The sequence below is a fragment of the Gordonia paraffinivorans NBRC 108238 genome (assembly GCF_000344155.1).
GTDB lineage: Bacteria > Actinomycetota > Actinomycetes > Mycobacteriales > Mycobacteriaceae > Gordonia > Gordonia paraffinivorans.
The window spans coordinates 1-26408 of sequence record NZ_BAOQ01000053.1 but is presented as its reverse complement, the minus strand read 5'-3'; the positions used below and the strand labels follow the sequence as shown (position 1 = coordinate 26408).

The 26408-nt window shown below is 70.4% G+C and carries 23 protein-coding genes and 1 pseudogene; 11 read left to right on the top strand and 13 right to left on the bottom strand.

Annotated features, from left to right (window positions below; all coding sequences use genetic code 11):
• Nucleotides 1-297 (top strand): hypothetical protein (locus GP2_RS19675; RefSeq protein WP_040527534.1); only part of this gene is annotated, 297 nt, incomplete at its 5' end.
• 49 nt (nt 298-346) lie between these two features.
• Here the strand turns inward: GP2_RS19675 and GP2_RS19670 are convergent.
• The 3 genes from GP2_RS19670 to GP2_RS19660 form a co-directional block, all read right to left on the bottom strand.
• On the bottom strand, nt 347-1033 hold the full coding sequence (locus GP2_RS19670; RefSeq protein WP_006902362.1) for a response regulator: 687 nt from the start codon (nt 1031-1033) through the stop codon (nt 347-349).
• 125 nt (nt 1034-1158) lie between these two features.
• Nucleotides 1159-2424, bottom strand: a complete 1266-nt coding sequence (gene macS, locus GP2_RS19665; protein ID WP_006902361.1) for a MacS family sensor histidine kinase — start codon at nt 2422-2424, stop codon at nt 1159-1161.
• Nucleotides 2421-3728 carry an AI-2E family transporter gene (locus tag GP2_RS19660; protein WP_006902360.1) on the bottom strand — a complete coding sequence of 436 codons (1308 nt, stop codon included), beginning with the start codon at nt 3726-3728 and terminating at the stop codon, nt 2421-2423. Before GP2_RS19660 ends, macS begins: the two co-directional genes overlap by 4 nt.
• Nucleotides 3729-3855: 127 nt before the next feature.
• Between GP2_RS19660 and GP2_RS19655 the strand changes: the two genes are divergently transcribed.
• Both GP2_RS19655 and GP2_RS19650 read left to right on the top strand, forming a co-directional pair.
• A complete protein-coding gene (locus GP2_RS19655; protein WP_040527532.1) occupies nt 3856-5076 on the top strand; it encodes a lysylphosphatidylglycerol synthase transmembrane domain-containing protein in 1221 nt (406 codons plus the stop codon).
• Nucleotides 5077-5082: 6 nt separating this feature from the next.
• The gene (locus tag GP2_RS19650; RefSeq protein WP_006902357.1) at nt 5083-5529 is read left to right on the top strand and encodes a DUF3054 domain-containing protein; all 447 of its coding nucleotides are present in this window, start codon (nt 5083-5085) and stop codon (nt 5527-5529) included.
• Nucleotides 5530-5571: 42 nt separating this feature from the next.
• On the opposite strand, the gene GP2_RS19645 is transcribed toward GP2_RS19650, so the two are convergent.
• Nucleotides 5572-7209, bottom strand: a complete 1638-nt coding sequence (locus GP2_RS19645; protein ID WP_040527530.1) for an NTF2-like N-terminal transpeptidase domain-containing protein — start codon at nt 7207-7209, stop codon at nt 5572-5574.
• A 235-nt stretch (nt 7210-7444) separates the two neighbouring features.
• Between GP2_RS19645 and GP2_RS19640 the strand changes: the two genes are divergently transcribed.
• Nucleotides 7445-8203, top strand: a complete 759-nt coding sequence (locus tag GP2_RS19640; protein WP_006902354.1) for a pirin family protein — start codon at nt 7445-7447, stop codon at nt 8201-8203.
• 7 nt (nt 8204-8210) lie between these two features.
• On the opposite strand, the gene GP2_RS19635 is transcribed toward GP2_RS19640, so the two are convergent.
• From GP2_RS19635 to GP2_RS19625, 3 genes are all read right to left on the bottom strand, one after another.
• Nucleotides 8211-8930 (bottom strand): sterol desaturase family protein, encoded by a 720-nt coding sequence (locus GP2_RS19635; RefSeq protein WP_006902353.1) that lies wholly within the window; start codon nt 8928-8930, stop codon nt 8211-8213.
• Complete coding sequence (locus GP2_RS19630; RefSeq protein ID WP_006902352.1) at nt 8930-9733, bottom strand: FadR/GntR family transcriptional regulator; 804 nt, start codon at nt 9731-9733, stop codon at nt 8930-8932. The genes GP2_RS19635 and GP2_RS19630 overlap by 1 nt, the downstream gene beginning before the upstream one ends.
• 90 nt (nt 9734-9823) lie before the next feature.
• On the bottom strand, nt 9824-11284 hold the full coding sequence (locus tag GP2_RS19625) for a dihydrolipoyl dehydrogenase family protein (protein WP_006902351.1): 1461 nt from the start codon (nt 11282-11284) through the stop codon (nt 9824-9826).
• Nucleotides 11285-11398: 114 nt separating this feature from the next.
• Here GP2_RS19625 and GP2_RS19620 point away from each other — a divergent pair, with 114 nt between their 5' ends.
• Together GP2_RS19620 and GP2_RS19615 are read left to right on the top strand one after the other, a co-directional pair.
• The gene (locus tag GP2_RS19620) at nt 11399-13534 is read left to right on the top strand and encodes a M13 family metallopeptidase (RefSeq protein ID WP_006902350.1); all 2136 of its coding nucleotides are present in this window, start codon (nt 11399-11401) and stop codon (nt 13532-13534) included.
• A gap of 194 nt (nt 13535-13728) precedes the next feature.
• Nucleotides 13729-14211 (top strand): annotated as a pseudogene (locus tag GP2_RS19615) (ion channel).
• Nucleotides 14212-14308: 97 nt separating this feature from the next.
• Here the strand turns inward: GP2_RS19615 and GP2_RS19610 are convergent.
• The gene (locus GP2_RS19610) at nt 14309-15436 is read right to left on the bottom strand and encodes an NDMA-dependent alcohol dehydrogenase (RefSeq protein ID WP_006902347.1); all 1128 of its coding nucleotides are present in this window, start codon (nt 15434-15436) and stop codon (nt 14309-14311) included.
• Between the two features lie 232 nt (nt 15437-15668).
• Between GP2_RS19610 and GP2_RS19605 the strand changes: the two genes are divergently transcribed.
• Nucleotides 15669-17786: an MMPL family transporter gene (locus tag GP2_RS19605; RefSeq protein ID WP_006902346.1), complete on the top strand. Its 2118-nt coding sequence runs from the start codon at nt 15669-15671 to the stop codon at nt 17784-17786.
• A 132-nt stretch (nt 17787-17918) separates the two neighbouring features.
• Complete coding sequence (locus GP2_RS19600; RefSeq protein WP_006902345.1) at nt 17919-18875, top strand: R2-like ligand-binding oxidase; 957 nt, start codon at nt 17919-17921, stop codon at nt 18873-18875.
• Between the two features lie 28 nt (nt 18876-18903).
• Here GP2_RS19600 and GP2_RS19595 read toward each other — a convergent pair whose 3' ends face one another.
• The 5 genes from GP2_RS19595 to GP2_RS19575 are packed head-to-tail and all read right to left on the bottom strand — an operon-like array spanning nt 18904 to nt 23827.
• On the bottom strand, nt 18904-19515 hold the full coding sequence (locus GP2_RS19595) for an ATP-binding cassette domain-containing protein (protein ID WP_006902344.1): 612 nt from the start codon (nt 19513-19515) through the stop codon (nt 18904-18906).
• Nucleotides 19512-20276, bottom strand: coding sequence for an ATP-binding cassette domain-containing protein (locus tag GP2_RS19590; RefSeq protein ID WP_040527539.1), 765 nt, complete (start codon nt 20274-20276; stop codon nt 19512-19514). The genes GP2_RS19595 and GP2_RS19590 overlap by 4 nt, the downstream gene beginning before the upstream one ends.
• Nucleotides 20273-21127, bottom strand: coding sequence for an ABC transporter permease (locus GP2_RS19585; protein WP_006902341.1), 855 nt, complete (start codon nt 21125-21127; stop codon nt 20273-20275). The genes GP2_RS19590 and GP2_RS19585 overlap by 4 nt, the downstream gene beginning before the upstream one ends.
• On the bottom strand, nt 21124-22194 hold the full coding sequence (locus GP2_RS19580) for an ABC transporter permease (RefSeq protein ID WP_006902340.1): 1071 nt from the start codon (nt 22192-22194) through the stop codon (nt 21124-21126). The genes GP2_RS19585 and GP2_RS19580 overlap by 4 nt, the downstream gene beginning before the upstream one ends.
• A 1-nt stretch (nt 22195) precedes the next feature.
• Nucleotides 22196-23827 (bottom strand): ABC transporter substrate-binding protein, encoded by a 1632-nt coding sequence (locus tag GP2_RS19575; protein WP_051997281.1) that lies wholly within the window; start codon nt 23825-23827, stop codon nt 22196-22198.
• Nucleotides 23828-23904: 77 nt separating this feature from the next.
• On the opposite strand from GP2_RS19575, the gene GP2_RS19570 reads away from it, so the two are divergent.
• From GP2_RS19570 to GP2_RS19560, 3 genes are all read left to right on the top strand, one after another.
• Nucleotides 23905-24249 (top strand): ArsR/SmtB family transcription factor, encoded by a 345-nt coding sequence (locus tag GP2_RS19570; RefSeq protein WP_006902338.1) that lies wholly within the window; start codon nt 23905-23907, stop codon nt 24247-24249.
• A gap of 32 nt (nt 24250-24281) precedes the next feature.
• Nucleotides 24282-25139 (top strand): alpha/beta fold hydrolase, encoded by an 858-nt coding sequence (locus GP2_RS19565; RefSeq protein ID WP_006902337.1) that lies wholly within the window; start codon nt 24282-24284, stop codon nt 25137-25139.
• 489 nt (nt 25140-25628) lie between these two features.
• Nucleotides 25629-26303: a slipin family protein gene (locus GP2_RS19560; RefSeq protein ID WP_006902335.1), complete on the top strand. Its 675-nt coding sequence runs from the start codon at nt 25629-25631 to the stop codon at nt 26301-26303.
• Nucleotides 26304-26408 lie beyond the last annotated feature (105 nt).

Here is a 26408-nt window from a genome sequence, read left to right as displayed (position 1 = left end):
AACGACCGCCTGCGTCCACTGGCCGCGTCGGTGACCCCGGAGAACTCGACCCCGACCACGCGCGGACGGCGATCGCCCGGTCCCTCGCCGTTGGATCGCGGGCTGAGCCCGGACGCCACGCCGGCGGCCTCGCCCCGGCCGGGCACCCCGGCGCCGGACGGATCGCGTTCGGGTGACGACGGGTCGTCCCGCCGCCGCCGCCCGCGCAGCACCGACCGGCACGCGCGTTCCGAGGACTCCGACGACGCGCAGATCAGCGTGCAGGAGTTGCTGAAGCGCAGTCGCTCCGAGCAGTGAGATCCGTTCGGGGCAGCAACGATCCGCGGTCCTGACGACGCGGCGGGGCTCAGTCCGCGTCGAGCCCGTTCTCGATGACGTAGCGGGTGAGTTCCACCCGGTTGCCGAGCTGCAGCTTCCGCAAGGTCGCCTGGACGTGGTTCTCGACGGTCCGATGACTGAGGGAGAGCCGCTTCGCGATCTGCTTGGCGCTCAGTCCTTTCGCGACCAGGCGCAGCACCTCGGTCTCCCGCTCGGTGAGTTTTGGCGCGGCGGGCGAGGATTCGGGCTCCTGCGACATCCGGCGGTACTCGCCGAGGACGAGTCCGGCGAGCCCGGGGGTGAACACCGCCTGCCCGGCCGCGGTGGCGCGCACCGCGGCGACCAGTTCGTCGCGCGACGCGGACTTCACGAGGTAGCCACTCGCCCCGGCCTTCACCGCGTCGAGGACGTCGTCACGCTCTCCGGAGGCGGACAGGACGAGGATGCGGGTCTGCGGGGACACCTCCAGCACCGCCGCGGTGGCCTCGGTTCCCGAGCCGTCGGGCAGTTGCATGTCCATGAGCACGACGTCGGGCGTGACCGCGGCCGCGCGACGCCCCGCGCTGCCGACCCCGTCGGCGGTGGCGACGACCTCGAATCCCTCGTCCTCGAGATCCCGGGCCACTGCGTCGCGCCAGATCGGGTGGTCGTCGACGACCATGACGCGCAGACGTGAGTCCCTGTCCCCCTTATCCCCCTTGCCCTTGTCCCCCATGCCCGTGTCGCCCATGGTCTTGTCCGGCGCCGAGTCTCCGTGCATGCTCCCTGCCCCTCCGTCCCCGTGTCCTCGCGTTCTGCGGTCCGTGCGTCTCTCGGTCCGTGCGTCTATCGGTCGGCGGCTCAGCCCCGACGACCCCCGCGCGGGACCGTGAACTCCCACTCGGTCCCGCCCCCGGGTTCGGTGTCGAGCACCGCGGTCCCGCCCAACGATTCGATTCTGCCGACAATCGAGGCGGCCACCCCGAGACGCCCCTGCGCCGCGGCCTCCGCGAGGCGCCCCTCCGGGATGCCGGAGCCGTCGTCGCGCACACTGACCACGACGTCGTCGGCGAGGTCCTCCACCAGCACATACGCCCGCGCTCCGGGACCGGCGTGGTGCCGGGTGTTGTCGAGCGCGTTGACGACGGCGGCGCGGATCTCGGACGCGATGTGGGCGGACACCATCACCGGTCCGGCGGGCGAGCTCACCGAGACCCGGTCGGCGGCCAGCGCCCGCAGCACGGCGGCGAGGTCGGTCTCGGCGGCACCGTCTGCGTCAGGGGCAGGGGCATCCACGTCGCCGGTGTCGGAGATCATCCGACGCAACTGCAGTTCCTGTTCTGCTGCGAGTGCCGCGAGTTCGGCTGTGGGCCCGCCGATCTCACGTCCGCGCCGCGTGATGAGGGCGAGGACCTGCAGCACGCCGTCGTGCACCTCGCGCGCCAGCCGTTCGCGTTCCTCGGCCCGCGCGGCGATACGGGCCGCCGCTGCGAGCTTCTCGTGGTTCCGGCGGGCCTGCAGCGCGGCCAGTCCCACGGCCATGCCGGTCACGACGATCACGATGATCGTGGCGTTGCGCCCGAAGTTGAGGTTCAGGTGGCCCTTCACGAAGGTGCTCGTCCCGCCCACGATCAGGCCCGCGATGATGCCGCCGACCGGACCGGAGAGGATCGCCACCGAGACGACGGCGTTCGTCGCCCAGAGGGTGGTGGGCCACGTCTGGTTGTTCCACGCCCAATCCCGGTCGGCGACAACGGAGGTCGACAACATCAGGGCACACACCAGGATCACCTCGGTGCCCACCCAGTACCAGTTGCGCGCGAACCCGACGAAGTATCCGACGCCGCTGACGAGGGTCCACAGGGTCAGCACCCCGAACAGGGTCCAGGCGGTCGCGCGGTGGTCCAGGTCGGGGTTCACCGCGATCTGAAATCCCAGCGAATACAGGTAGGACAGCAGGCGCAGGATCTGCGCGCCGCGCCACAGCGGGGTGACCGGGTCCGCGTCGACGTCGCGGGCGAGTCGCCCGGCCTCGGTGTCGCGCGTCTGGACCGACCGGATATCGGCACCCGCGGCCGAGACCCTCGGCCCGCGGAGCAGTCGCTCCCAGCGCGACGCCACGGTCATGGGCGTGGTCGCCCCTTTCGCTCGTCGGGACCGTCGTCGGCCTCACCGGGCGCGGTGTCGCCGCCGGTCTTCTCACCCGCTTCCTTCGCAGTGGCCAGCGCCTTGGCGGCGGCGTCCGGATCAGGGGCGTCCCAGACCGGCTCGGCCGGTTCGACCACCCCGACCCCGTCGACCGAGCCGAGGACCTTCCCTCCAGTCTCCTCGGGCGGGACCGCACCGCGCAAGTGGCGGACCGCGGTGTTGAGGAACGCGATGAGGGGCACCGCCAACAGTCCGCCGATGATGCCCGCCGAGACCATGCCCGCGGTGATGGCCAGGACCACCGCGACCGGATGCAGACGCACCGAGCGGCCCAGCAGGAACGGCTGCAGCACGTGGCTCTCCAGCTGCATCACGCCGACGACGATGGCCAGCGCGATGATCGCGGCGATCCAGCCCTTCGTGATCAGTGCGACGAACACGGCCAGCGTGCCGCTCAGGAGTGCACCGACGATCGGGATGAACGCGCCCAGGAACACCAGCGCGCCCAGCGGAAGCGCGAGCGGCACCTGCAGGATCGCGAGTCCGACGCCGATGCCGCAGGCGTCGACGAAGGCGACCACCACGGTGGCCCGCACGTAGCCGACCAGCGTGCCGAAGCCCGCGATGCCGGCGCGCCACACCCGATCCCGGCTTCCGGAGGGGATCACGCCGACCGTGAAACGCCAGATCTGCGCGCCGCCGTAGAGGAAGAAGATGACCAGGAAGACGGTCAGCAGGGCGCCGGTGATGATCTCGGTGGCGGTGGTGGCCGTGGCGAGCGCACCGCTGGTGACCTTGTCCTGGTTGTTCTGCAGGAACTTCAGCAGATCGCTGCCGACGTTCTGGACCTGCGACTGGTCGAAGTCGAGCGGCCCCTCGACCAGCCACTGCTTGGCCTGCTCGATGGTCTGCTCCACCTCCTCGACCAGTTGCGGGAGACCGCGCATGAACTCGCGGACCACGAAGGCCATGACGGCGGCGATGAGGCCCAGTCCCAGGACGATGTTGAGTAGGACGGCCAGCGAGCGGGGCACCCCGCGGCGGTCCATCGCGTCGACCACGGGCACCAGCATCGCCGAGATCAGGATGGCCAGGGCGACCGGCACGAGCACCTCGTCGAAGCGCAGGAACAGCCTGCCTGCGACGTAGGCGGCGGCCAGGAGCAGCAGGATGCGCCACGCCCATTCGGCGGCGGCCCGCACCTGCGGGTGGACCTTGGACCGGTCGAAGGACGCGAGATCGAGGACTTGCTGCGGCCGACCGGCCGGTTCGGCTTCTCTCACGAGTGCAACAGTAGACAGTGCGGGCCGACGTTGGCAGGCATCGACCGGCGCGATTACATGCCGCGATTCGGTCCACTGAACGGGCGCTTTTTCGGCGGGGACAGGTGGCTGCCCTAGGGTGTCACCTATGTCGGAGGATGTCGGTTCGCCAGGGCAGAAGGCGGTACGCCCGGCCTCACGTCCCCGCTTCTGGTGGGTCCGATGGATTCTCCTGGCCGTCGTGTTGGTCATCCTCGGCGTCGAGGTGGTCCTGATCTGGCCCGAGCTGAAGAAGGCCTGGCTGCGGATCGGCGACATCAAATGGCACTGGGTGCTCGCCTGCACGGTCGCCGCGATGCTCTCGATGGACAGCTTCGCCCAGGTCCAGCGCGCCCTGCTGAGGTCCGCCGGCGTGCCGGTCACCCAGTGGAAGTCGCTGTCGGTGATCCTGGCCGCGAACTCCCTGAGCCAGACGATGCCGGGCGGCCAGGTGCTCGCACCCGCCTTCACCTACCGGGAGACGCGCAAGTGGGGCGCGACGCCGGTCGTCGCGTCGTGGCAGGTGGTGATGTCCGGCCTGCTCGCCGGCGTCGGGCTCGCGGTGCTCGGTTTCGGCGGCGCCATGCTCGCCGGCGCCAAGACCAGCCCGTTCTCGGTGGTCTTCTCGGTGACCGGCTTCATTGCGGTCGCGGTCGTGCTGCAGTACCTCGCAAGCCACCCCGAGTCGCTGAAGAGCACGGGCATCCGCGTGCTCGGCTGGATCAACCAGATCCGCAACAAGCCCGACGACCACGGCACCGACAAACTCTTCGAGACGCTCGAGCAGCTGCGCGCGGTGCAGCTGACCAAGCGCGACACCTCGATCGCCTTCGGGTGGAGCCTGTTCAACTGGGTCGCCGACGTCGCCTGCCTGATGTTCGCGTGCTGGGCGGTCGACGCCCACCCGAGCATCTCCGGCCTGATGGTCGCCTACGCCGCCGGCAAGGCTGTGGGTACCGCGGTGCCGCTGCTCCCGGGCGGCATCGGCGTCGTCGACGCCGTGCTGGTGCCGGCCCTGACCAGCGCGGGGATGCCCGCGGCCGACGCCATCACCGCCGTGCTGATCTATCGCATCATCAGCTACGTGTTCGTCGCGGCCGTCGGCTGGGTCGTCATCGCGTTCATGTTCCGCAACCGCATCCGGCGTGACGACACCTTCATCGACGAGGTGGAACACGACCTCGCCGAGTCCCAGGGCGCCGAGTCCCAAGGCGCCGAGGCCCGGAGCGTCGAGTCCTCAGACGCCGGGACCGGGCATCCGCCGGACCCGTCACCGGCCGAACACGGCCGAGGGCAGGACACGGATCCACCGCCCGACCCGGTACGGTAGACGACCATGCCGAGCACCAACCCGACCGAAGCGGGCACCTCGCCGGCACGGGGGATCGCCACCGGTCCGGTGGCCGCCCTGTTCGACGCGGTCGCCATCCTGATCTTCGTGGTGATCGGGCGGGCCAGCCACGAGGAGGGTTACGCGCCGGTCGCCTTCCTGCACACCTTGTGGCCGTTCCTCGTCGGCTGCGCGGCAGGGTGGTCGATCACCTACGTCTACGCCCACGTCCGTTCGGCCGACTTCTTCGACCACGACTTCCGTCCCGACCGCGTCGTGCCGGTGGGAATCGTCATCTGGGTCTGCACGGTGGCCGTCGCGATGGTGCTGCGATTCATCCTCAGCCAGGGTGTGGCGGCCAGTTTCGTGATCGTGGCGACGGTGGTGCTCGGACTGCTGCTGCTCGGCTGGCGCGCGATCTTCGCGCTCCTCGGCCGGCGCGCCGCCGCCTGAGCCGGCCCGGGACCGGTTCGCATACCGATCCCGGGGACCCGACTACTTGATGGTGAAGTACTTCTGGGCCACCTGCAGCGCGGCGGTGCCCGACTTCTCGCCCTCGGTGTAGATGACGATGACCTTGCCGCCCTGGATGCCGACGAACCACCCCGGACCCTGCGGCCCGTTGGTCCCGACAAGCGCCTTCAGGCCGGGTGCCCGCGTGAGGTCGCTGGCGTCGCCGGTCGTCGCGGTCGCGGTCATCGCCTTGAGGATCGGGGCGACCAGAGCGGGTTCGAGAGCGCCGAGTTCCCCGCCCGTCACCTTGGTGGGGACGTTCTTGAGGACGAACGGCGGCACCGACGACGGATCGCCGGCCGCGGCGCGAGCCAGCGCGACGCCGAGCGCACCCATGTTCGCCATCGACATGTTCGTCTGGTTCGGCCGGTACCCGATGGTGGTGATGCCGGGCTGGTCGGCGGTCGGGACGCTCGCGCCCGGGACGGTGAACTGGACGCCGAGCCCGAGCTTGTCGAGCAGGGTCTCGGCCCGCTCGGGCTGCGACTCGGAGAGCCGGCCGATCGCGTCGAAGACGGGATCCAGCGTCTTGCCCACGGGGTAGGGCTTGTCGATGTCGATCTCGCGGTCGGCGGCGTAGGTGTTCTGCGCCATGCCCAGGATCGCGCCGGTCTGCGCGTCGAGCGCGAGGATGGTCGCCGGCTGCCCGACCTCGACCGCGGCGTCGCCGAGGGTCAGCTGGACACCCTGGTCCACGGTGGACAGCACGTCGGGTCCGGGCGGCCCCTGCTCGCCGGCCAGCTTCCGCGGACGGTCGCCGGGGTTGACCAGTTGGACCTGCCAGCCGGCGGTGGCGTCCCGGATGGCCTGCCAGTAGTTGGTCAGCCCGTCCTCGAGCGGCGACGACAGCCGGCGATCGGCCATCACGAGGCGCTCGGTCCGCTTGACGCTCACGCCGGTGATCTTGGCGGGGTCGCCGGCGAGGACCTGCAGGTCGGGCTCGCGCAGGGCGACCGCGACGACCGGCTTGCCGGGGTTCGCGGCGAGCTCGGCGGAGATGACGTCGGCCGTGATGAGGGGGGCGATCGGGGCGATGACTCCCGCGACGGCACGCACGGTGGCGGGGAGGTCGCGGGCTCGTGCAGGGTCGATGACGATCTCATGGATCGGCTCGAGGTGCATGAAGACCTTGCCGGAACGGCTGCGCACCGACGGCGCGGGCGTGGCGTCGGTGCGGATCTCGCGGAGGTGGCCGCCGGCGGTCAGACCGGGATGCAGGATCGCGGGATCCCAGGTGACCTTCCAGCCCGACGACAGCTTGCGGGCGGTGCCCTCGCTGCTGGCCTCGAACTCGCGGTCCTTGCCCCAGGTCCACTTGGTGGTCACCTCGAAGGTGGCGGTGCCGTCGCTGTACTCGACCGGGTTGTCCACATCGACGTCGACCTGCTGCGCGGACATCGCGCGCAGCGTGGTGGTCAGGGTCTCACCCGCCTGACCGGGCGCGGTGGTGTGGTTCGCGGCGCCGCCGGCGTCCTGACGGCTCAGCGCGGTGGCGAATGCATCGATGGCGGCGGCTGCACCGGTGTTCGACGAATCGGTGAGCGCGCAGGAGCTCACGACGACGGCACAGGTGACCGCGGCACAAGCGGCTGACGTTGCTCGCTTGACCCAGATCTTCATGAACTCAATTTTCACTGTTGTAACACCCGAAATCGACTTCGCCAGCTTCCATTCGGGAATCAAGCCGGTCACGAACACATATCGGCATGTGATCCGGAACCCCACCGATCAACCTCGTGACCGACAGCACCCCCGCGACTCGTCGGCCCGCCCCGGCTCGCGCCGCGGCTCGCCCTTCCGAATATAAGCCAAACCGGACGCGGCCCGGCCTTCTACCTCCTGCGATCATGGGGTCATGGCTTACACCGTGCTCCGGGCCGGCGACCGTTTCGTGACGACGACCGACTGGCTGACCTCGCGGCACAGCTTCTCCTTCGGAGACCACTACGACCCGGACAACACCCACTTCGGCGCGTTGCTCGCCGTCAACGACGAGATCGTCTCTCCGGGTGAGGGTTTCGATCTTCATCACCACCAGGAGAGCGAGATCGTGACCTGGGTGGCGTCGGGGACGCTCGTCCACCGGGACTCGGCGGGACACTCCGGCGTGCTGTACCCGGGCCTCGTCCAGCGGATGAGTGCGGGCACCGGCGTCGACCACTCGGAGCGCAACGACCCGTGGCCCGGCCTCCCGGGCTCGGGCACGGAACCGGTCCGCTACGTCCAGATGGTGCTGATGCCCGACCGCCATGGGCTCGCCCCGGAGCACGAGCAGGCCGATGTCTCGGACCGACTGGCCACCGGGGACCTCGTCCCCGTCGCCTCGGGGGACCCGGGCCGCGGCGCCGCCCTCTCCATCGCCAACGCGGGCGCCACGCTCTTCGCCTGCCGGCCCGGCGCCGGAACGACCGTCGCGATACCGACCGCGCGGTTCGTCCACGTGTTCGTCGTCGACGGCGAGGCCGAGATGTGCGTCGACGGCGAGACCGCGTCGCTCGGCGCCGGCGACGCGGTTCGAGCGGTCGACGCCGGAGCGCTCACCCTGTCGACGGCGTCAGGCGCCGAGGTCCTGGTGTGGGCGATGGAGACGGGCCTGGGCGGCCCCGCGGCGTAGCCCCCGCCTACTCCCCGGCGCGCGACAGCGCGTGCAGGTCCTTGGCCGTCGGCGACTTCTCGACGGTGTCGGGGTCCGGGTATGTGCCGAGTAGGCGGTCGACGGTGCCGGCGGTGGTGACGGCGAACCAGTAGTGCTCGTTGCGATAGTGATGGAACCGGTGGTTGCGCCACAGCGCCCGGTAGAACGCATGCCGCGGGCGGTAGTCGGAATGGATGAGGTAGTGCGTCCACTCGTAGACGAGTCCGATCGCGGGGAGCACCACGAGGAACGTCAGACCGCGTTCGACGCTGGTGAAGACGACCAGTCCCACGACGAGCGCGGCGGCGATCACCATGAGCAGCACCTGCCAGGGGATGAAGATCAGCGGGATGTCGCGGGGGTCGCGATGGTGTTCGCGGTGCTTGCGGGCGACCAGCGGGTCGACGACCAGCGGCCCGAGGCGCCTGGGGCGCCAGTGCAGCACGAACACGTGGATCAGCCACTCCACCAGCGGGAAGCTCGCGATCATCACGACCGGAACCAGCAGGTCGGCGAGCCCCCACCCGCCGACCAGGATCCGCGCGACCAGCGCCGACAGCAGGAAGACCCCCATGATCCAGGGCGACGGGTGCCGGGCGAACTCGGCGAGCGCGGCGCGCAACGACGCCGAGCGACGTAGCCGCATCCGTCGTTCGTCGGCCGCGACCCGGCGCCGGGCCCTGGTGTCGATCTCATCGGCGGACATCAGTCACCATCTCCCGAATCGGTACTGCCGGAATCGTTTTCGCTTCCTGTCACCCCGGCCCCGGCGGCCCCGGCCCCGTCCCGCCCGGCGTCGGCGAGTGCGCGACAGAGGTCGAGCAGCGCGGCGGTGGCAGGTTCGAGGAGTGTCCGGGCCGCGCCTTCGGCCCGCTCCGGGTCGCCGGTGCGCAGGGCGTCGACGAGTGCGCGATAGCCGTCGATGTTCCCGACCTCGGGTTCGAGCACGGCACCGAGCGCGGGCAGCGCGGGTTCGTAGGCGGCGCGCAGCGAGTTGTACATGAGCCGGAACGCGATCGAGTCGGCCGCGTCGACGACCGCGCTCCAGAACTCGAGCGCGACGACCTGCTGTCCGACGGGGTCGGGTTCGGCGGCCAGATCGTCGACGATCGAGGCCAGGAGGGCGAGGCCGTCGTCGGTGATCCGCTGTGCGGCGAGCCCGGCGACGTGAGGGCCGACCGCGGCGCGGGCCTCGACAATGGACCGCGCGACATCCGGCGCGAGCTCGCCGTTGCGGATCAGCAGACGCGGCAGCAGGTCGAGTCCGCCGGATCGCGCGACATCCCGGACCCGGGCGCCGTCACCCTGGCGGATGGTGACGAGCCCGGCGGCCGCGACCCGCTTGAGCGCCTCGCGCACCGTCGGGCGGGACACCCCGAGCATCCGGGCGAGCTCCCGCTCGCTGGGCAGCGTGTGGCCCGCAGGCAGGTCGCCCGACAGGACTCCCTCGACGATCTGCTCGAAGACGGCCTCGGGCGCGCTCTGCTGGGATATCGGCTCGAACGGCATGCCTGTGACCGTAGACACATCAGGCCAGGTGGTCAAGTGGTCAGACCAATTGACTGATCCCTGACCCGTGGCACCCCACCGCGCCGTCCGTCAGCGCAGTCGATCGAGCAGCCGCAACCACACCTCGCTCACGGTCGGATACGACGCCACGGCATGCCAGAGCCGCGACACCGGCACCTCGCCGACGATCGCGACGGTCGCCGAATGGACGAGTTCCGCGGTCTGCGCGCCGACGAAGGTCGCACCGACCAGGACGTCGCGCGCGGCGTCGACGACGAGATTCGCGTGCCCCGGACGATCGGGGTCGAGCAGGTACGAGCCGGCCACCGCGATGTCGTCGTCGACGACGCGCACGTCGAGACCGGCCTTCTCCGCGTCGGCGCGGGTCATCCCCACCGAGGCGATCTCCGGCCGGGTGAACACCACCTGCGGCACGGCGCCGTGATCGGAGCTCGCGGCGTATCGCGGGTCGTCGAGATCGCGCCCCTCGGCGCGCGCCGCGATGACGTCGCCCGCGACCCGAGCCTGGTACTTGCCCATGTGGGTGAGGGCGTTGCGCCCGTTGACGTCGCCGACCGCGTAGAGCCACGGGTGGCCGGGCACGGTCAGCCGGTCGTCGACACCCAGCGGGCCACGCGCGGGCAGCCCGAGCACGTCGAGCCCGATGTCGGTCGTCGCCGGCGCCCTGCCCGCCGCCACGAGGATCTCGTCGACGACGAGCTCGCCGGCACCGTCGCCGCCGAGCCGCACCGTCGCCGGTCCACCGTGGAGCCGGCCGTATCCCGTCGCCTCCGCGCCGGGGCGGTCCACGGACTCGATCGTCGTGTTCATCCGGATGTCGGCGCCCCGCTCGCGCAATGCCGCGGCGACCCGCTCCCCGGCGAAGGGTTCCATCCGCGGCAGCAATCGCTCTCCCCGGACCGCCATCACGAGCTCGCGCACGCCGAGATCGAGCAGCCAGGTCGCCGCCTCGCAGGCCACGACGCCCCCGCCGAGCACCAGTGACCGCTGCGGGACCTCGACGAGGTTCGTGGCATCCCGCGACGTCCACGGCAGCGCCTCGCGCAGGCCGGGTATCGGTGGGATCGACGCGGTGCTCCCGGTGGCGACGACCACCGCCTCCCGCGCGGTCAGGACGCGGTCGCCGACGGCCACCCGTTTCTCCCCCGCGATCCGGCCGTGGCCGCGGATCACCTCGATGCCCGCACCGGTCGCCCACCGGACCTGCCCCGCGTCGTCGTGGGTGGCGCCGGAGGACCCGCGGCGCCCGGTCACCGTGTCGCGCCAGCCGAGGACGGCGCCCGGGTCCGGCCCCGGCGCGGTGAGGCGATCGCGGGAGCCCGGCAGGGCGCGCGCCGCGTCGAGCGCGGCACCCGGTCCCAGGAGCGCCTTGCTGGGCATGCAGGCCCAGTACGAGCACTCGCCGCCCATCAACTCGTGTTCCACGATCGCGGCGGTCCGGTCGCTGCCCCTGATCGCGTAGTCCGCGACGTTCTCGCCGACCGGTCCGCCGCCGATCACGACGACGTCATAGGTGTCTTCTCCCGCCATGGATCCACGGTAGGGACAGTGCCGGACGGCCGTTGCGGTTTCGCGTCACACCGCCCGGCCGGCGGTTACGCCCTGATCGAACGCGGCTGACGGATCGGGGGTGACGGTGACAGGATGGAACGCGTGACTGCTTCGCACACCGACCTCAAGTCCGGCCTCGACCTCGAGTGGGTCGACGATTCCGTCCGCGTCCAGGACGACCTGTTCGCACACGTCAACGGCAAGTGGCTCGAGTCGCACGTCATCCCCGAGGACCGTTCCGTCGACGGCGCCTTCCACGTGCTGCGCGACAACTCCGAGGAGAACGTCCGCGACATCATCACCGAGTGCGCCGCGTCGAACCCGGAGAGCGGGACGGACGAACAGAAGATCGGCGACCTCTACGCCTCCTTCATGGACACCGACCACATCGAGGCGCTCGGCATCGGGCCGATCACCGGCGAGCTGGAGAAGATTGCCGCCATCGACTCGGTCGACGCACTCGCGCGCCGCATCGGACGCCTGCAGCGCCACGGCGCCGGCGGCCTCTTCGGCTACTACGTCGACACCGACGCCAGGCGGTCCGACCGCTACCTGGTGCACGTCACCCAGTCCGGGCTCGGCCTGCCCGACGAGTCGTACTACCGGGAGGACAAGCACGCCGCCACGCGTGACGCCTATGTCGCGCACGTGGAGCGCATGTTCGCCCTCGCCGGGTTCGACGACGCCGCCGCGCGCGCCGCGGTGATCCTCGACCTCGAGACCGCGATCGCCGCCCAGCACTGGGACGTCGTGCGCCGGCGCGACGCCGAGCTCACCTACAACCTGATGTCCCTCGACGAGTTCTCCTCCACCGCAGACGGTTTCCCGATCGGCGAGTGGCTGGGCGGGCTGGGCACCACCGGCGAGCCCACCTTCGCCGAGGTCGTCGTCGCGCAGCCGTCCTTCGTGTCCGGCGCGGCGTCGCTGATCGCCTCGCGTCCGCTGGAGGAGTGGAAGACCTGGTTGACGTGGCGTCTGCTGCGGTCGGCCGCCCCGTACCTGTCGTCGGCCTTCGTCGACGAGAACTTCGACTTCTACGGCCGCACGCTGACGGGCGCGGAGACCATCCGCGACCGCTGGAAGCGTGGCGTGGCGTTCGTCGAGGACGCGATGGGCTTCGCCGTCGGCAAGCTGTACGTGGCCAAGCACTTCCCGCCGGAGGCCAAGGCCCGGATGGACGAGCTGATCGCCAACCTCGTCGAGGCCTACCGCCGCAACATCTCCGAGCTGCCGTGGATGACCCCCGAGACCCGGGAGAAGGCACTGGCCAAGCTCGACAAGTTCAACCCGAAGATCGGCTACCCGGCCCACTGGCGCGATTACAGCGCGCTGACCGTCGACCGGGGCGACCTCATCGGGAACGTCGCCCGCGCCTCGTCGTTCGAGCAGGACCGCGAGTTCGGCAAGATCGGCAAGCCCGTCGACCGCGACGAGTGGTTCATGACCCCGCAGACGGTCAACGCCTACTACAACCCGGGCATGAACGAGATCGTGTTCCCGGCCGCCATCCTGCAGCCGCCGTTCTTCGACCCGGAGGCCGACGACGCGGCCAACTACGGCGGCATCGGCGCGGTCATCGGCCACGAGATCGGCCACGGTTTCGACGACCAGGGCTCCAAGTACGACGGCGACGGCAACCTCGTGAACTGGTGGACCGACGACGACCGGACCGAGTTCTCCAAGCGCACACGTAAACTCATCGAGCAGTACAACGAGTTCACCCCGACCGGGCTCGACCCCGAGCACAAGGTCAACGGCGAGTTCACCATCGGCGAGAACATCGGCGACCTGGGCGGCCTGTCGATCGCGCTGAAGGCCTACCAGATCGCCACCGAGGGCGCCGGGAGCGCAGCGAGCGGGCCCCATGCCGAGGGCGCCGGGAGCGCAGCGAGCGGGCCCCATGCCGAGGGCGCCGGGAGCGCAGCGAGCGGGCCCCATGCCGAGGGCGCCGGGAGCGCAGCGAGCGGGCCCGATGCCGACGGAACGGAGCCGCCGGTGATCGACGGGCTCACGGGCGTGCAGCGGGTGTTCTTCAGCTGGGCGCAGATCTGGCGGACCAAGACCCGTGACGCCGAGGCGATCCGGCGCCTGTCGATCGATCCGCACTCGCCGCCGGAGTTCCGCTGCAACGGCGTCGTCCGCAACATCGACGCCTTCTACGAGGCGTTCGACGTCAAGCCGGGCGACGCGCTGTACCTCGACGAGGACCAGCGGGTCCGGATCTGGTGAACGGGACGACCGGCGCCGGCGGGTCGGCAGACGACGCCCCGGCGCCGGAGTCTCCGGCCCCCACGGCCCAGAAGACCCCCATAACACAGACCCCCACATCACAGACCCCCGCAACGCGGACCCCGGCACCACGGCCGGGTCCCGAGCGACAGCGGGATCCGCGCACCCCGCCGGCGGCGGTCGGCCGCCGGGACCTGACCGTCGCGCTGCTGCGCCCGATCGGCATCGCGATAGTGTTGCTCGCCTGCTACTTCCTGCTGCCGATCGACTAGGCGAGCAGCCTCAACACGGTCGGGCTCGTCCTCGGCGCGATCCTGCTGGGGTCGTTCTGCGTGTGGGAGGTGCGCAAGTTCACCCGCTCCGTGCATCCCGGCGCGGCCGCGATGGAGATGCTGGTGGCCCTGGCGTCGTTCTACATCGTCGCCTTCGCGACGACGTACTTCCTGTTCTCCGAATACGCCTCGGGCAGCTTCAACGAGCGGCTCACCCGGGTCGACGCACTCTACTTCTGTCTCACGGTCTTCACCACGACCGGTTTCGGCGACATCGCCGCTGTTTCGCAGGGCGCGCGGATCGCCGTGTCGCTGCAAATGGGGAGCACGCTGGTGCTGGTCGGGCTGGGGCTGAGGTTCCTCAACCTGCTGGTCAACCAGCGACGCCAGGCCACCCGCGGGTGACCTGGCGTCGCCGAGAGACCACAGGGTCCGGCCCTGCTCCGGGTGTTGCACCCGGCCGGACCCCGGTGGTCATGGTCCGTCGCTCATCGGCATCTCATCAGTAGTCGTCGTCCCCGTAGACGACCATGCCGCGGATGTTGTTGCCCGCCAGCATGTCGTCGTATGCCTCGTTGATCTGGTCGAGCCGGTAGGTCTTGGTGACCAGATCGTCGAGGTTCAGCTTGCCCGCGCGGTATTCGTTGAGCAGCGAGGGCACCTGCGTGCGCGGGCTCGCGCCGCCGAAGATCGCGCCCTGGACCCGCTTCTGCATGAGGGTCAGGTCAAAGAGGTTCATCTGCGCGTCCATCGCCGCGAAGTTGCCCATGCCCACGACGACGACCTGGCCGCCCTTGCCGGTGAGGGCGAGCGCCGGGGCGATCATCGACCCGTCGATCTCGCCGACGGTGAGGATCGTCGTGTTGGCCATCCGCCCCCACGTGATGTCGCCGAGCACCTCGAGCGCCTCCTCCATCGAGGAGAAGGTGTGCGTCGCGCCCATCTTCTCGGCCATCTGCAGCTTGAAGGGCACTGGATCGACGGCGATGACATGGCGGGCACCGGCCGCCGCGGCACCCTGGACCGCGTTGATGCCGACGCCGCCGATGCCGACCACGACCACGGTGTCGCCGGCATGCGTCCCGCCGATCTCGACCGCCGAGCCCCAGCCGGTCGCGACGCCGCAGCCGAGCAGCGCCGCGGTCTGCAGCGGGATGTCGTCCTCGATCTTCACCAGCGAGGCCTGGTTGACGGTGATGTACGGAGCGAACGTCCCGAGCATGCACATCTGCACGAGGGGCAGACCGTCGTGGGTGTGCGCCCGGTGGGTGTCGTCGGCGATCGAGAGTCCGGTGAGGAGTCTGGCGCCCTCGTCGCAGATGTTCTGCTGGCCCCGCGAGCAGGGTTCGCAGGTGCCGCAGGCCGGGATGAACGCGGTGACGACGTGGTCACCCTCCTTCAGGCGGGTGACGCCCGGACCGACCTTGGTCACGACGCCCGCACCCTCGTGACCGCCGAGCACCGGCATGGGTGCGGGGCTGTCGCCGGTGCGAAGGTGATGGTCGCTGTGGCACAGACCCGAACTGACCAGCCTCACCTGGACCTCGCCGGGTACCGGATCGCCGAGTTCGAACTCCTCGATCTTCCATTCCTCACCCGGATTCCGGAGAATTGCACCCTTGGTCTTCACATGTGCTCCTTGCTCGTGCGCCCTGGAACGTGCGTCAGATATCGCCGACTACTTATGCGACGTAAGTCACATGCTGGCCCACCGACGACGTCGTTCGCAGGCGAATCACGCAATCCGTGTCACGTGATCGGCCCGATCCCATCCGCCCCGCCACGGGCGCCGAATCCGGTGCATGCGACCGTCCTCGAGCCCTTCCACGGATTCCGGTAAGACGACGTGGAACGATGACCCCATGTCGGACAAGACCGTTTCGCGTCCCCGCCCCACCCCGAAGCTGCGCTGGCTGATCCCGGCACTCCTGCTGCTGGGGTGGCTGATCATCGGCGGCGTCACCGGCCCGTTCGCCGGCAAGCTCGCGGGCATCTCGAGCAACGACAACAGCACGTTCCTCCCCGCGTCGGCGGAGTCGACGCAGGTGCAGAAGCTGCTCGCCGACTTCCAGGACACCGACGAGATCCCCGCCATCGTGATCGCCGAGCGGCCGAGCGGGATCACGCCCGGCGACCTGCAGTTCCTACAGTCCACGACCTCCGGGTTGGCCGGGACCCCCGGATTCGGGGACGCGGTCTCGCCCCCGATCCCGTCGGCCGACCGTCAGGCCGCCGAGGTCTTCGTCCCGGTGTCCTCCTCCGACGACCCGGCCGAGACCGTGGAGACCCTGCGGGACAAGCTCGCGAACGCCCCGGACGGCCTGACCGTCAAGGTCACCGGTCCGGCCGGGCAGGTGGCCGACCTGGGCGAGGCCTTCGCCGGCATCGACGGCCTGCTGCTACTCGTCGCGGGCGCGGTCGTCATCCTCATCCTGATCGTCGTCTACCGCAGCCCGATCCTGCCGTTCGTCGTCATCATCTCCGCGGTGTTCGCGCTCGGTCTCGCGTCGGGCCTGGTCTACTTCCTCACCAAGCAGGGCGTCCTCGACCTCAACGGCCAGAGCCAGGGCATCCTGTTCATCCTCGTCTTCGGCGCCGCCACCGACTACGCGTTGCTGCTGGTCTCCCGCTTCCGGGAGGAGCTGCTCACCACCGAGGACAAGTACGCGGCGATCCGGCAGGCCTGGCGCGCGACGATCGAGCCGATCGCGGCGTCGGCCGGCACCGTCATCGCCGGTGTCCTGTGTCTGCTGCTCAGTGACCTGAACTCCAACAAGAGCCTCGGTCCGATCGCGGCCATCGGCATCGTCGCCTCCTTCCTGGCGTCGATGACCTTCCTGCCGGCGGCGCTCACCCTGCTCGGCCGCACCGCGTTCTGGCCGCTGCGTCCGGCGTATGCGCCCGACACCGATCCGGACACCGGCACCGCCCATCGCCTGTGGAAGCGGATCGCCGACGTGGTCGCGTCCAAGCCGCGCGCCATCTGGGTCGGCACCCTCGTGGTGTTGCTCATCGGCGCCGCGTTCGCCCCGGCGTTCAAGGCCGACGGCATCGCGTCGAGCGACTTCTTCATGGGCACCGTGGAGTCGGTCGAGGGTGCGGAGATCCAGGCGAGGCACTTCGACGCCGGCAGCGGCACCCCGACCTACGTCATCGCCGACCAGGGCGCCGGCACCGCCGTTCTCGACGCCGTCCGCGCCACCGACGGCGTGGCGTCGGCGCAGTTCATGGAGGAGAACGGGGCGCCGATGGTGCGCGACGGCAAGGTCGCGATCTCCGCGACCCTGACCGACAACGCCGAGTCGCTGGCCGCCCAGGACACCGTCGCCGACATCCGCTCCGCGGTCCACGACATCCCGGACGCGGACGCACTGGTCGGCGGCACGAGCGCCATCGACCTCGACACCCGCGAGACCGCGATCCACGACCGGAACCTGATCATCCCGATCGTCCTGATCGTCGTGTTCGTCGTGCTGGTGGCCCTGCTGCGCAGCATCGTCGCGCCCCTGATCCTGCTGGCGTCGACGGTGCTGTCCTTCGCCACGACCCTGGGCGTGGCGGCGCTGCTGTTCAACGGCCCGTTCGGCTTCCCGGGCGCCGACCCGGTGGTCCCGCTGTTCGCATTCGTGTTCCTCGTCGCGCTGGGCATCGACTACAACATCTTCCTCATGACGCGCGTGCGGGAGGAGGCGCTGCGCAGCGGCACGCGGATCGGCATGATCCGCGGTCTCACCGCGACCGGCGGCGTCATCACCTCCGCCGGCGTCGTGCTGGCGGCGACGTTCGCGGCCCTGGCCGTGATCCCGCTGATGTTCCTGGTGCAGGTGGCCTTCCTCGTCGCCTTCGGCGTCCTCATCGACACGCTCATCGTGCGCACGTTGCTGGTCCCCGCCCTCACCCTCGACATCGGACCCAGGATCTGGTGGCCGAGTGCGCTCGCGAAGAAGGACGACGCCACCGCCGATTCGTCGGCGGCCTGATCGGCCCGGCCCTCGATCCCGTGCCATAAGTTCAGTTCCGCCAAGAGAATATTCAGCGAAGTTGATGCCCGCGCGGCGGGAAAGCGTTAGCGTCGGGTATTCCCATCTCTTCGTCGGTTGGCTGGTGATCAAATGACCCTGATCGAGCACAAGGAGTCTCACCGCGAGGACTTCTCGTCGTTGCGGCGGGGAGGTCTCAACTGGGACTCATTTCCGTTGCGTCTCTTCATCAAAGGCAACTCTCGCTTCTGGGATCCGATAGCGATCGACTTCTCGCGCGACGCCCAGGACTGGGAGGAACTCAACGACGAGCAGCGCCGCAGCGCAACGTATCTCGTCAGCCAGTTCATCGCCGGCGAGGAGGCGGTGACCCAGGACATCCAACCCTTCATGAAGGCGATGGCGGCCGAGGGACGCTTCGGCGACGAGATGTACCTGTCGCAGTTCTGTTTCGAAGAGGCCAAGCACACGCAGGTGTTCCGCATATGGATGGACACCGTGGGGCTCACCGGGGACCTGCAGTCCTTCGTCGCCGACAACCCCTACTACCGACGCCTCTTCTACGAGGAGCTGCCCGAGTCGCTCCACGCCCTCGACCACGACCCGTCGCCGCGCAACCAGATCCGTGCGAGCGTCACCTACAACCACGTGATCGAGGGCAGCCTCGCCCTCACCGGCTACCACGCCTGGCAGAAGGTCTGCTCCCGCTTCGGCATCTTCCCGGGGATGCAGACGCTGATCCGCTTCATCAGCGACGACGAGCGGCGGCACATGGCGTGGGGCACCTTCACGTGCCGTCGCCACGTCGCCGCCGACGACTCCCTGTGGGAGACCGTGGGCGAGCGGATGAACGAGCTGCTGCCGCTGGCCCTGGGCATGATCGACTGGGTCAACGAGCAGTTCGACGAGCAGCCATTCGGGCTCGACAACAACGAGTTCCTCGAGTACGCCGCCGACCGGGCCCAGCGTCGCGTCTCGGCGATCGAGTCCGCGCGCGGCCGCTCGGTCGCCGAGATCGACGTCGACTACTCGCCTGAGGTCCTCGAGGACGCCATGGGCGAGGACGACGCCGTCCGGCTGCAGACGTAGGAGCGAGACCTCCGGCGGGTCGGATCGGTCACCGCCCGTCCAGCTCCACCAGCCGGTCGCTGCGCGCTTCGACGATCCGGCGCTGGTGGCTGACCAGCACCATCCCGGCGCCGTCGTCGACGAGTTGCTGCAGCAGCGCGATCACCGCACGCGTCGAGATCGGGTCGAGCATCGCGGTCGGCTCGTCGGCGAGGACGAATCGCGGCTTCTGCACCAGCAGTCGTCCCAGGCAGGCGCGCTGCAGCTGACCGTCGGACACCTGCGACGGCCGACGGTCGAGCAGCGCGGGGTCGAGGCCGACGCGATCGGCGATCGCCTCGACGTCGCAGCCGGCGCCGGCGATCGCCGCGGGTTCACCGACGATGCGCCGCAGCGTCCACCGCGGGTTGCTCACCAGCCGGGGGTGCTGGGACAGCAGGCCGATGTCACCGGGCCGATACCCGAAACCCACATGCTCGACCCTGCCCGCCGCCGGTGCGGCGAGTCCGGCGAGGATGCGCAGCAGCGTGGTCTTGCCGCTCCCGGACCGGCCGACCACGCCGACGACGGTCCCGGCGTCGACGCGGATGTCCACGCCGGAGAACACCTCGGTGTCCCCGTGGCGTGCGGCGAGTCCCCGTCCGGCGAGCGCGACCCTCATGCGACCGGCTCGAAGAAGGCGCCGGTGTACTCGTCGCCGGAATCCCTGAGCGCGGCGACCGGCCCCCGGTCGACGATCCGTCCGGCCCGCATGACGGCGATCGAGTCACAACCACCGGTCAGCGCGTCGATGTCGTGGGTGATCACGAGGACGGCCACACCGCGACTCGCGGTGTCGGCGAGCAGAGCCCAGATCGACGAGCCGAGCTCGGGATCGAGAGCCGAGGTCGGTTCGTCGGCCACCAGTACGAGCGGGTCGCCGGCCAGCGCTGCGGCGATCGCGGCCCGCTGGGCCATCCCACCGGACAGCTCGTGCGGATACAGCTGCAGCGCGGCCGGGTCCAGGTGCACGGTCCGGCACAGCTCCACCGCGTCGCGTGTTCCGCCGAGCACGCCGATCACCTCCTCGAGCTGCGCTCCGATCGTCCGGACGGGGGTGAACGACGTGGCCGCCGACTGCGGCACCAGCCCGACGCTCTTCCCGCGCAGTCCCCGCCACCGCGGGTCCCGCCCGGCGATCTGCTCGCCATCCAGCTGCTCGCCGTCCAGCCACAGCCGGCCGGTTACCGCCGCCCCGGCGGGTAGCAACCCGCACAACGCGGCTGCGACCATCGATTTCCCGCACCCCGATTCCCCGATCAGCACCGACACCGCGCCGGCGGGCACGTCGAGCGTCACGTCGTCGAGGACACGCGCCCGCGGAGCACGCCGGCCCCGTCCGATCGCGATGTCGACGCTCACCCCGTCCAGCCGGGCGCTCACCACCACACCTCCCCGGCAGGCGGGGTCGACGCCCGGCGCAGCGCGGAGGCGGCGGCCGCGCATGCGAGCGCCGTGACCATCAGCGCCGCACCCGGCACGACCAGGGTCCACCACGCGCCGGTGAGCACATCGCCGCGCGCCTGTCCGAGCAGCGTCCCCAGGCTCGCCTCGTCCGGGGACAGGCCGACGCCGAGGAAGGACAGCGTCGTCTCGTGCCACACCGCGTGCGGCAGCAGCACGGTCATGGCCACCAGGACCTGCCCGCCGACGGCCGGCCCCAGGTGGCGGGTCGCGATGAAGGTGCGCGACGCCCCGGCCAGGCGCGCCGCTTCCACCCAGCCGGCGGTGCGCGCCTCGAGCAGTTCCGCCCGCACCACCCGGGCGACGGCGGGCCAGTGCGTGAGCGCGATCGACGCGATGATCGCGACCGGCTCGCCGCGCCACATCGCGGCGATGACCACCCCGACGACGAGATGCGGCAGGGCGTTGACCCCGTCCACGACGCGCATCACGACGGCGTCCACCCATCCGCCGGCCGTCACCGATGCGACGCCGACGACCACGCCGAGAACGGTCGCCAGGACCGCGCATGCGAGGGCGATCAGCAGGGAGATCCGCAGGCCCTCCGCCGTGCGGACCCCCAGGTCGTAGCCGGAGTGGTCGGTTCCCAGCAGGGTGCCCGCGCCGGGAGCCCGCAGGGCCCGGCCGAAGTCGGCGGCCTGCTCGCCCGCGAGCATCGGCCAGCCGAGCGCGACGGCCGCAACGACCACCAGCACCGCCCACGGCAGCAACCGTCCGGCCCGCCCGAAGGCCGCCCCGGTGCCGCCGGCCGCGCCGATCGTCGCGGTCACGCGCGCAGTCCGATCCGCGGGTCGATCCACACCGCCGCGGCATCCGAGACCGCCGACCCGATCAGGACCAGGACCGCCGAGCCGACCGCGAGCGGGGCGAGCAACGAGAAGTCCAGCGCCACCGCCGAATCCACGAGCGCCTCGGCGAGACCGGGCCAGCCGAACACGCTCTCCACGATCGCCGCACCGGCGACGAGTTCGGGCAGCCGCGTTCCCAGGAGGGCCAGGGTGGGCAGCACCGAGACCGGGACCACGTGCCCCCGCAGCAGCGCCCAACCGCCGATCCCGCGGGCGCGGGCACCCCGCACGGCCTCGGAGGCCGCGGCGTCGACGACGGCGGCCCGCATCGTCAGCAACAGCCACGGGATCATCGAGATGGTCAGCGCCAGACAGGGCAGCACCCCGTGGGTGAACAGCCCCGCCACGGTGTACGCGTCGCCCGGGCGCCGGGCGCCCGCTGCGGGGAGCCATCCGAGCCCCACCGCGAAGACGCTCACGAGCACCAGCGAGACGACGAACGGCGGTGTGGCGGCGAGCATCGCGGCCACACCCGTGCACACCCGGTCGAGCAGGCCGCCACGGCGCATGCCGGTGAGAGCGCCGACAACGATCGCGATCACCGTGGCGAACAGCAGCGCGAGCAACGACATCCCCAGTGTGAACGGCAGACGGTCGACGATCACGTCCGTCACCGGTCGGCTCTGCGTGGACGACCATCCGGCGTCGCCGGAGAAGACGTCGCCCCACCACCGCCACCACGCGCCGAACCAGTGACCGTCGAGACCGTAGGCCTGCGTCACCGCCTCACGCTGCGACGCCGTCGCCGACTGGTAGTCGTCGCCGAGGTGCTCGGTCAACGGGTCGAACGGCGACGCGGCCGCGACCGCGAACACCCCGAGAGAGACCAGCACGACGGTCGGGATCATCATCAGCAGCCGACGCCCCAGGAGTCCGACGACGCGTCGCCCCCGCGTGCGGCGGGGGACGCTCCCGGGATCCGACGAACAACACTGCGCTGCAACCTCTTCGCCAGGCGATTGCGTGTTCGGGGCCAGCTGCGTGGTCACGTCAGGCCTCCGGCGACCAGGACGGGAGGTTCCACCACGGCCCCCAGATCACCCCGTGCGAGTGGGGCTCGAGGATCGGCGCGTCATGCGTCCAGCCGGCACTGCGGGCGACGTAGGTGTGATGGACGAAGGCGAGGAATACCTGGGACGGCTCTGCGGAGTAGATCTGCTGGATGCGGCGATAGCGTTCGTCGTTTCGCGGTCCGGGAGCGGATTCCCGTGCGGCGTCGAGCATCTCGTCGAGTCCGGGGGCGGTGAAGTCACCGGGGTTGGAGTACGGCGAGGAGCCGGGCACCCGGGTGTGGAGGGCGTCGTAGACCTGTGAGTCGATGCTGTACGGCATCTCGCCGCCGCCGAGCAGGGCACCGGCGGTTGCCAGCTTCGTCTCGATCTCGTCCCAGCTGGTGCCGCGGGTCAGCACCTCGACGCCGATCTTCTTCATCGCCGCGGCGAAGGCCACCGCGAGGTCGCGGCGGAGCGTGTCGCCGGCGTTGTACAGCAACGGAAACGAGGCGCGGACCCCGTTGCGGACCCGGATTCCGTCCTCACCGGGCCGCCAGCCGGCCGCGTCCAGGACGCGCTGTGCGGCATCCCGGTCGTACGGGAACTGCGCCGATTCGTCGTAGGCGTCCCCGTATGCGCGGGAGATCGGTGTGCTCGCCGGTTCCCCGTCGCCGTCGAGCACGTCTTCCAACAACGCCTTTCGGTCGATCCCCAGGTTCATCGCGCGGCGTGCCGCCGGATCGGCGGTGAAGTCGTTGCGGGCCGGCAGCGAGACGCCTCGCCAGTCGGCAGAGGCCACGTCCACGACGTCCAGGTCGTCGCGTCCCTCGAAGCCGGCGGCGAGGCGCGGCGGCAGGCTCGCCCCGTCGACCTCCCCGGTCTGCAGGAGCTGCGCCCGGCTGTTGTCATCGGGCACATGCGTGTACACGACGCGTCGCATCGCCGGCGTCCCGTCGCGATGGTCTTCGCGAGCGACGAGGATCGCCTGGTCGGGATCGAGCGAGTCCAGGCGGTACGGCCCGGTTCCGACCGGGTCGGTGTTGAGCGCCCACTGTGCGGCGGGGATCCGCTCCACGCGCTCGGCGGGGACGATACCCAGGAGCAGATACGGAGACGGGTCGGCATCGGTGGCCATGGTCACCGTGACCGATTGCGGCCCATCGGCTTTCATCTCGACGATCGGGGCGAGATAGGTGGAGACCGCCGACGCGACCGCCGGGTCGACGGCCGCACGATAGGTGGCGACCACGTCGGCGGAGTCGAACGGCGTGCCGTCGGAGAAGGTCACTCCGGTCTTGAGCGCGACCCGCCACACCCGGGGTGCGATGCGTTCCGGCCTCGACGCCGCCAGTGCCGGCACGAGGTCGGGCAAGCGCTCGTCGGAGTCGGTGCCGGGTGCCAGGAGACCCTCGTAGATCGGCGACACCCCCAGTCGGCCGTAGCCGAGCAGCGGATTGAACTCGCCCGGCGCCTGCGCCTCGGCGAGGACGATCCGATCCGTTGGCCCGCGGCCGGGGCCGGCGTCTCCCGAACAGGCGGCGAGACCGCCGAGGGCGACGGCGGCGGCGAGCGCGGCGACGAGCACCCGCCGTCCGCGGCGGTCGGACCGGCGGCCAATACGTGTCGTCACAGACACATGTTCGCGCAGACACACGTCCGCCGCCACTCCACCACCGATGCGACCGCCCGCTGGTGTATATCGAGAGGGTGGGACACGCAGAGAGGCACGCCGCGGCCGACTTCGACGCGGACTCGTGGGCTGCGCGTTTCACCCTGCTCAGCGACCCGACCCGACTGAGGATCGTGGCCGAGATGCATGCGCACCCGGGATCGACGGTGGCCGAGCTGGCCTCGGCCATCGGCATCACCGAGAACGCGGCGTCCCAGTCGATCCGCGCCCTTCGCGACCAGGGTTGGGTGCGGTCGGAGAAGGTCGGCCGCCGGGTCCACTACGAGGTCGTCGGCGACGCCATCGTGCACCGCATCCTCCACGACATCATCGGCGTCGGGCACATCACCCGAGGTCAGGGACACGATCACGCACACCCGTGACAACGGATTAGAACACGTTCTACTCTGTTCGCGTGGATGTGAGCTACGAAGCGACCAAACGGGAACTACCGACCGACCAGGGAACCCTGCGCTACCACGAGGCGGGCGACGCCGACGCGCCGCCGCTGATCCTGCTGCACGGTTCGGGCCCGGGCGTCACCGGCTGGCGGAACTACCGCGGCAACCTCGGTCACTTCGCGCAGACCCACCACTGCTACGTCCTCGAGTTCCCCGGCTTCGGCGTGAGCGACCCCGTGGAAGGGCATCCGGTCCTGACCGCGGGCGGCTCGGTCATCCGTTTCATGGACGCCCTCGGCATCGACAAAGCCGCCATGATCGGAAACTCGATGGGCGGCGTCGTCGGCGTCAACCTCGCCATCAAGAAGCCCGACCGTGTGGAGAAGCTCGTCACCATCGGCGGCGTCGGGCCGAACCTGTTCAGCCCCAGCCCGAGTGAGGGCCTGCGTCTCCTGCAGGAGTTCACCGACGCCCCCGACAAGGACAAGCTCGTCCGGTGGCTGAACTCGATGGTCTACGACCGGTCGCTGATCACCGACGAGCTCATCGAGGAGCGATGGCAGGCGGCGATCAACCCCGACGCCCAGAAGACCGCCCAGATGATGTACGGCTCCGCGGCTTTCGAGATGCAACAGAAGTTCATGGCCGCCTCCGACACCCCGCCGTACTGGGCGAGCATGCACAAGGTCGCGTGCCCGACGATGCTCACCTGGGGCCGCGACGACCGCGTGAGCCCGCCGGACATGGCGCTGGTCCCGATGCGCCTCATCCCCGACGCCGAGTTGCACATCTTCCCCAAGTGCGGGCACTGGGTGATGATCGAGGCCAAGGACGCCTTCGAGGCGGCGGTCACCTCGTTCCTCACACGCTGAGTTCCGCGCTGCGACTGCGGGTGTCGACGCCCGGCCCAACGGCAGGTGCCCGCGGGCGGGTGCGGAGACGCCGGGTCGGACGCCACGCTCCACCACCCTGCGGGGTCTCCTGATGTGCACTCGAGCATCGGGCGGGGAGACCGGCCGCCGATAATCGATTGCCCGCGGTGTCGTTCCGGTGGCATAGTTCTCGCTCGGCACGAGACAAGCAGGCCCGAGCGGGCTACCGCACGGCGTTCCTGCGCGTCGGACACTCGTGTCTCCCAATGGTTCACACATGGTAAGGGCCACGGCCCCCAGGTTCGAGTCCTGACCGGCGCCGCTCCCGGGACACCCGGGCGCGGTCGGTCCTGCGGTCGACGCCGCCGGTCCTCGTGACCGCGACGATCGACCCCACCGGCCGGGCCGCCCGCGAGCGGCGCCGCCGTGCCATGAGCCCCGGGATCACCTGACGACAGGCATTGCGGCGCAATGGGAAGGAGGATCGCGATGCTGTTCTTCACCACGATCACGGTCCTGCCGGGACACGTCGTGCTGGCCTATCGCGGTGACACGGTGACGACCCTGGAGCCGGGCCGTCACCTCGTCCGCACCCCGCATTCGGCACGGAGCATCGACATGCGTGAGCGACTCGTCCCGGTCGCGACTCAGGAGGTGCTCACGGCCGACGCGATGTCGGTCCGTGTCTCGATGTCGTTGCGCATCCGCGTCACCGACCCGGTCGCATTCGTCGACCGGGCCGAGGACCCGGTCGCCTCGGTCTATCTGGCGGCTCAGCTCGCACTGCGCGAGACGTGCGCGTCCGTCACCGCCGACGACCTGATCCGCCGCGGCGACACGCTCGACGTCGAGGCGATCCAATCGGCGGCCGCCGATGTCGGCGCCCGCCTCGGCCTCGTCGTGCTCGGCGTCGTGATCCGCGACGTCATCCTGCCGGCCGAGGTCCGCAGCGCCGCACTCGAACTGGTCACCGCGAAGACGCGCGGCCTGGCGAAACTCGAGGCAGCCCGCGCCGAGACGGCGTCCCTGCGCGCACTCGCCAACGCAGGTCGTCTGCTCGATGCCCATCCGGCGCTCGCGCAGCTGCGCCTCGTCGAGTCGGTCCCGCACGGCGCACGCGTCGTGCTCAGCGTCGGCGGCGCCGAGGTGTCGCAGGCCGACTGAGCGCGCGCTCACGACCCTGTCCTTCCACCTTCGAAACGGATGGTGGAAGGACAGGACAGCCCCTCTGACGGCGCTCATCGAAGTTCCCCAGTGATGCTCACCTAA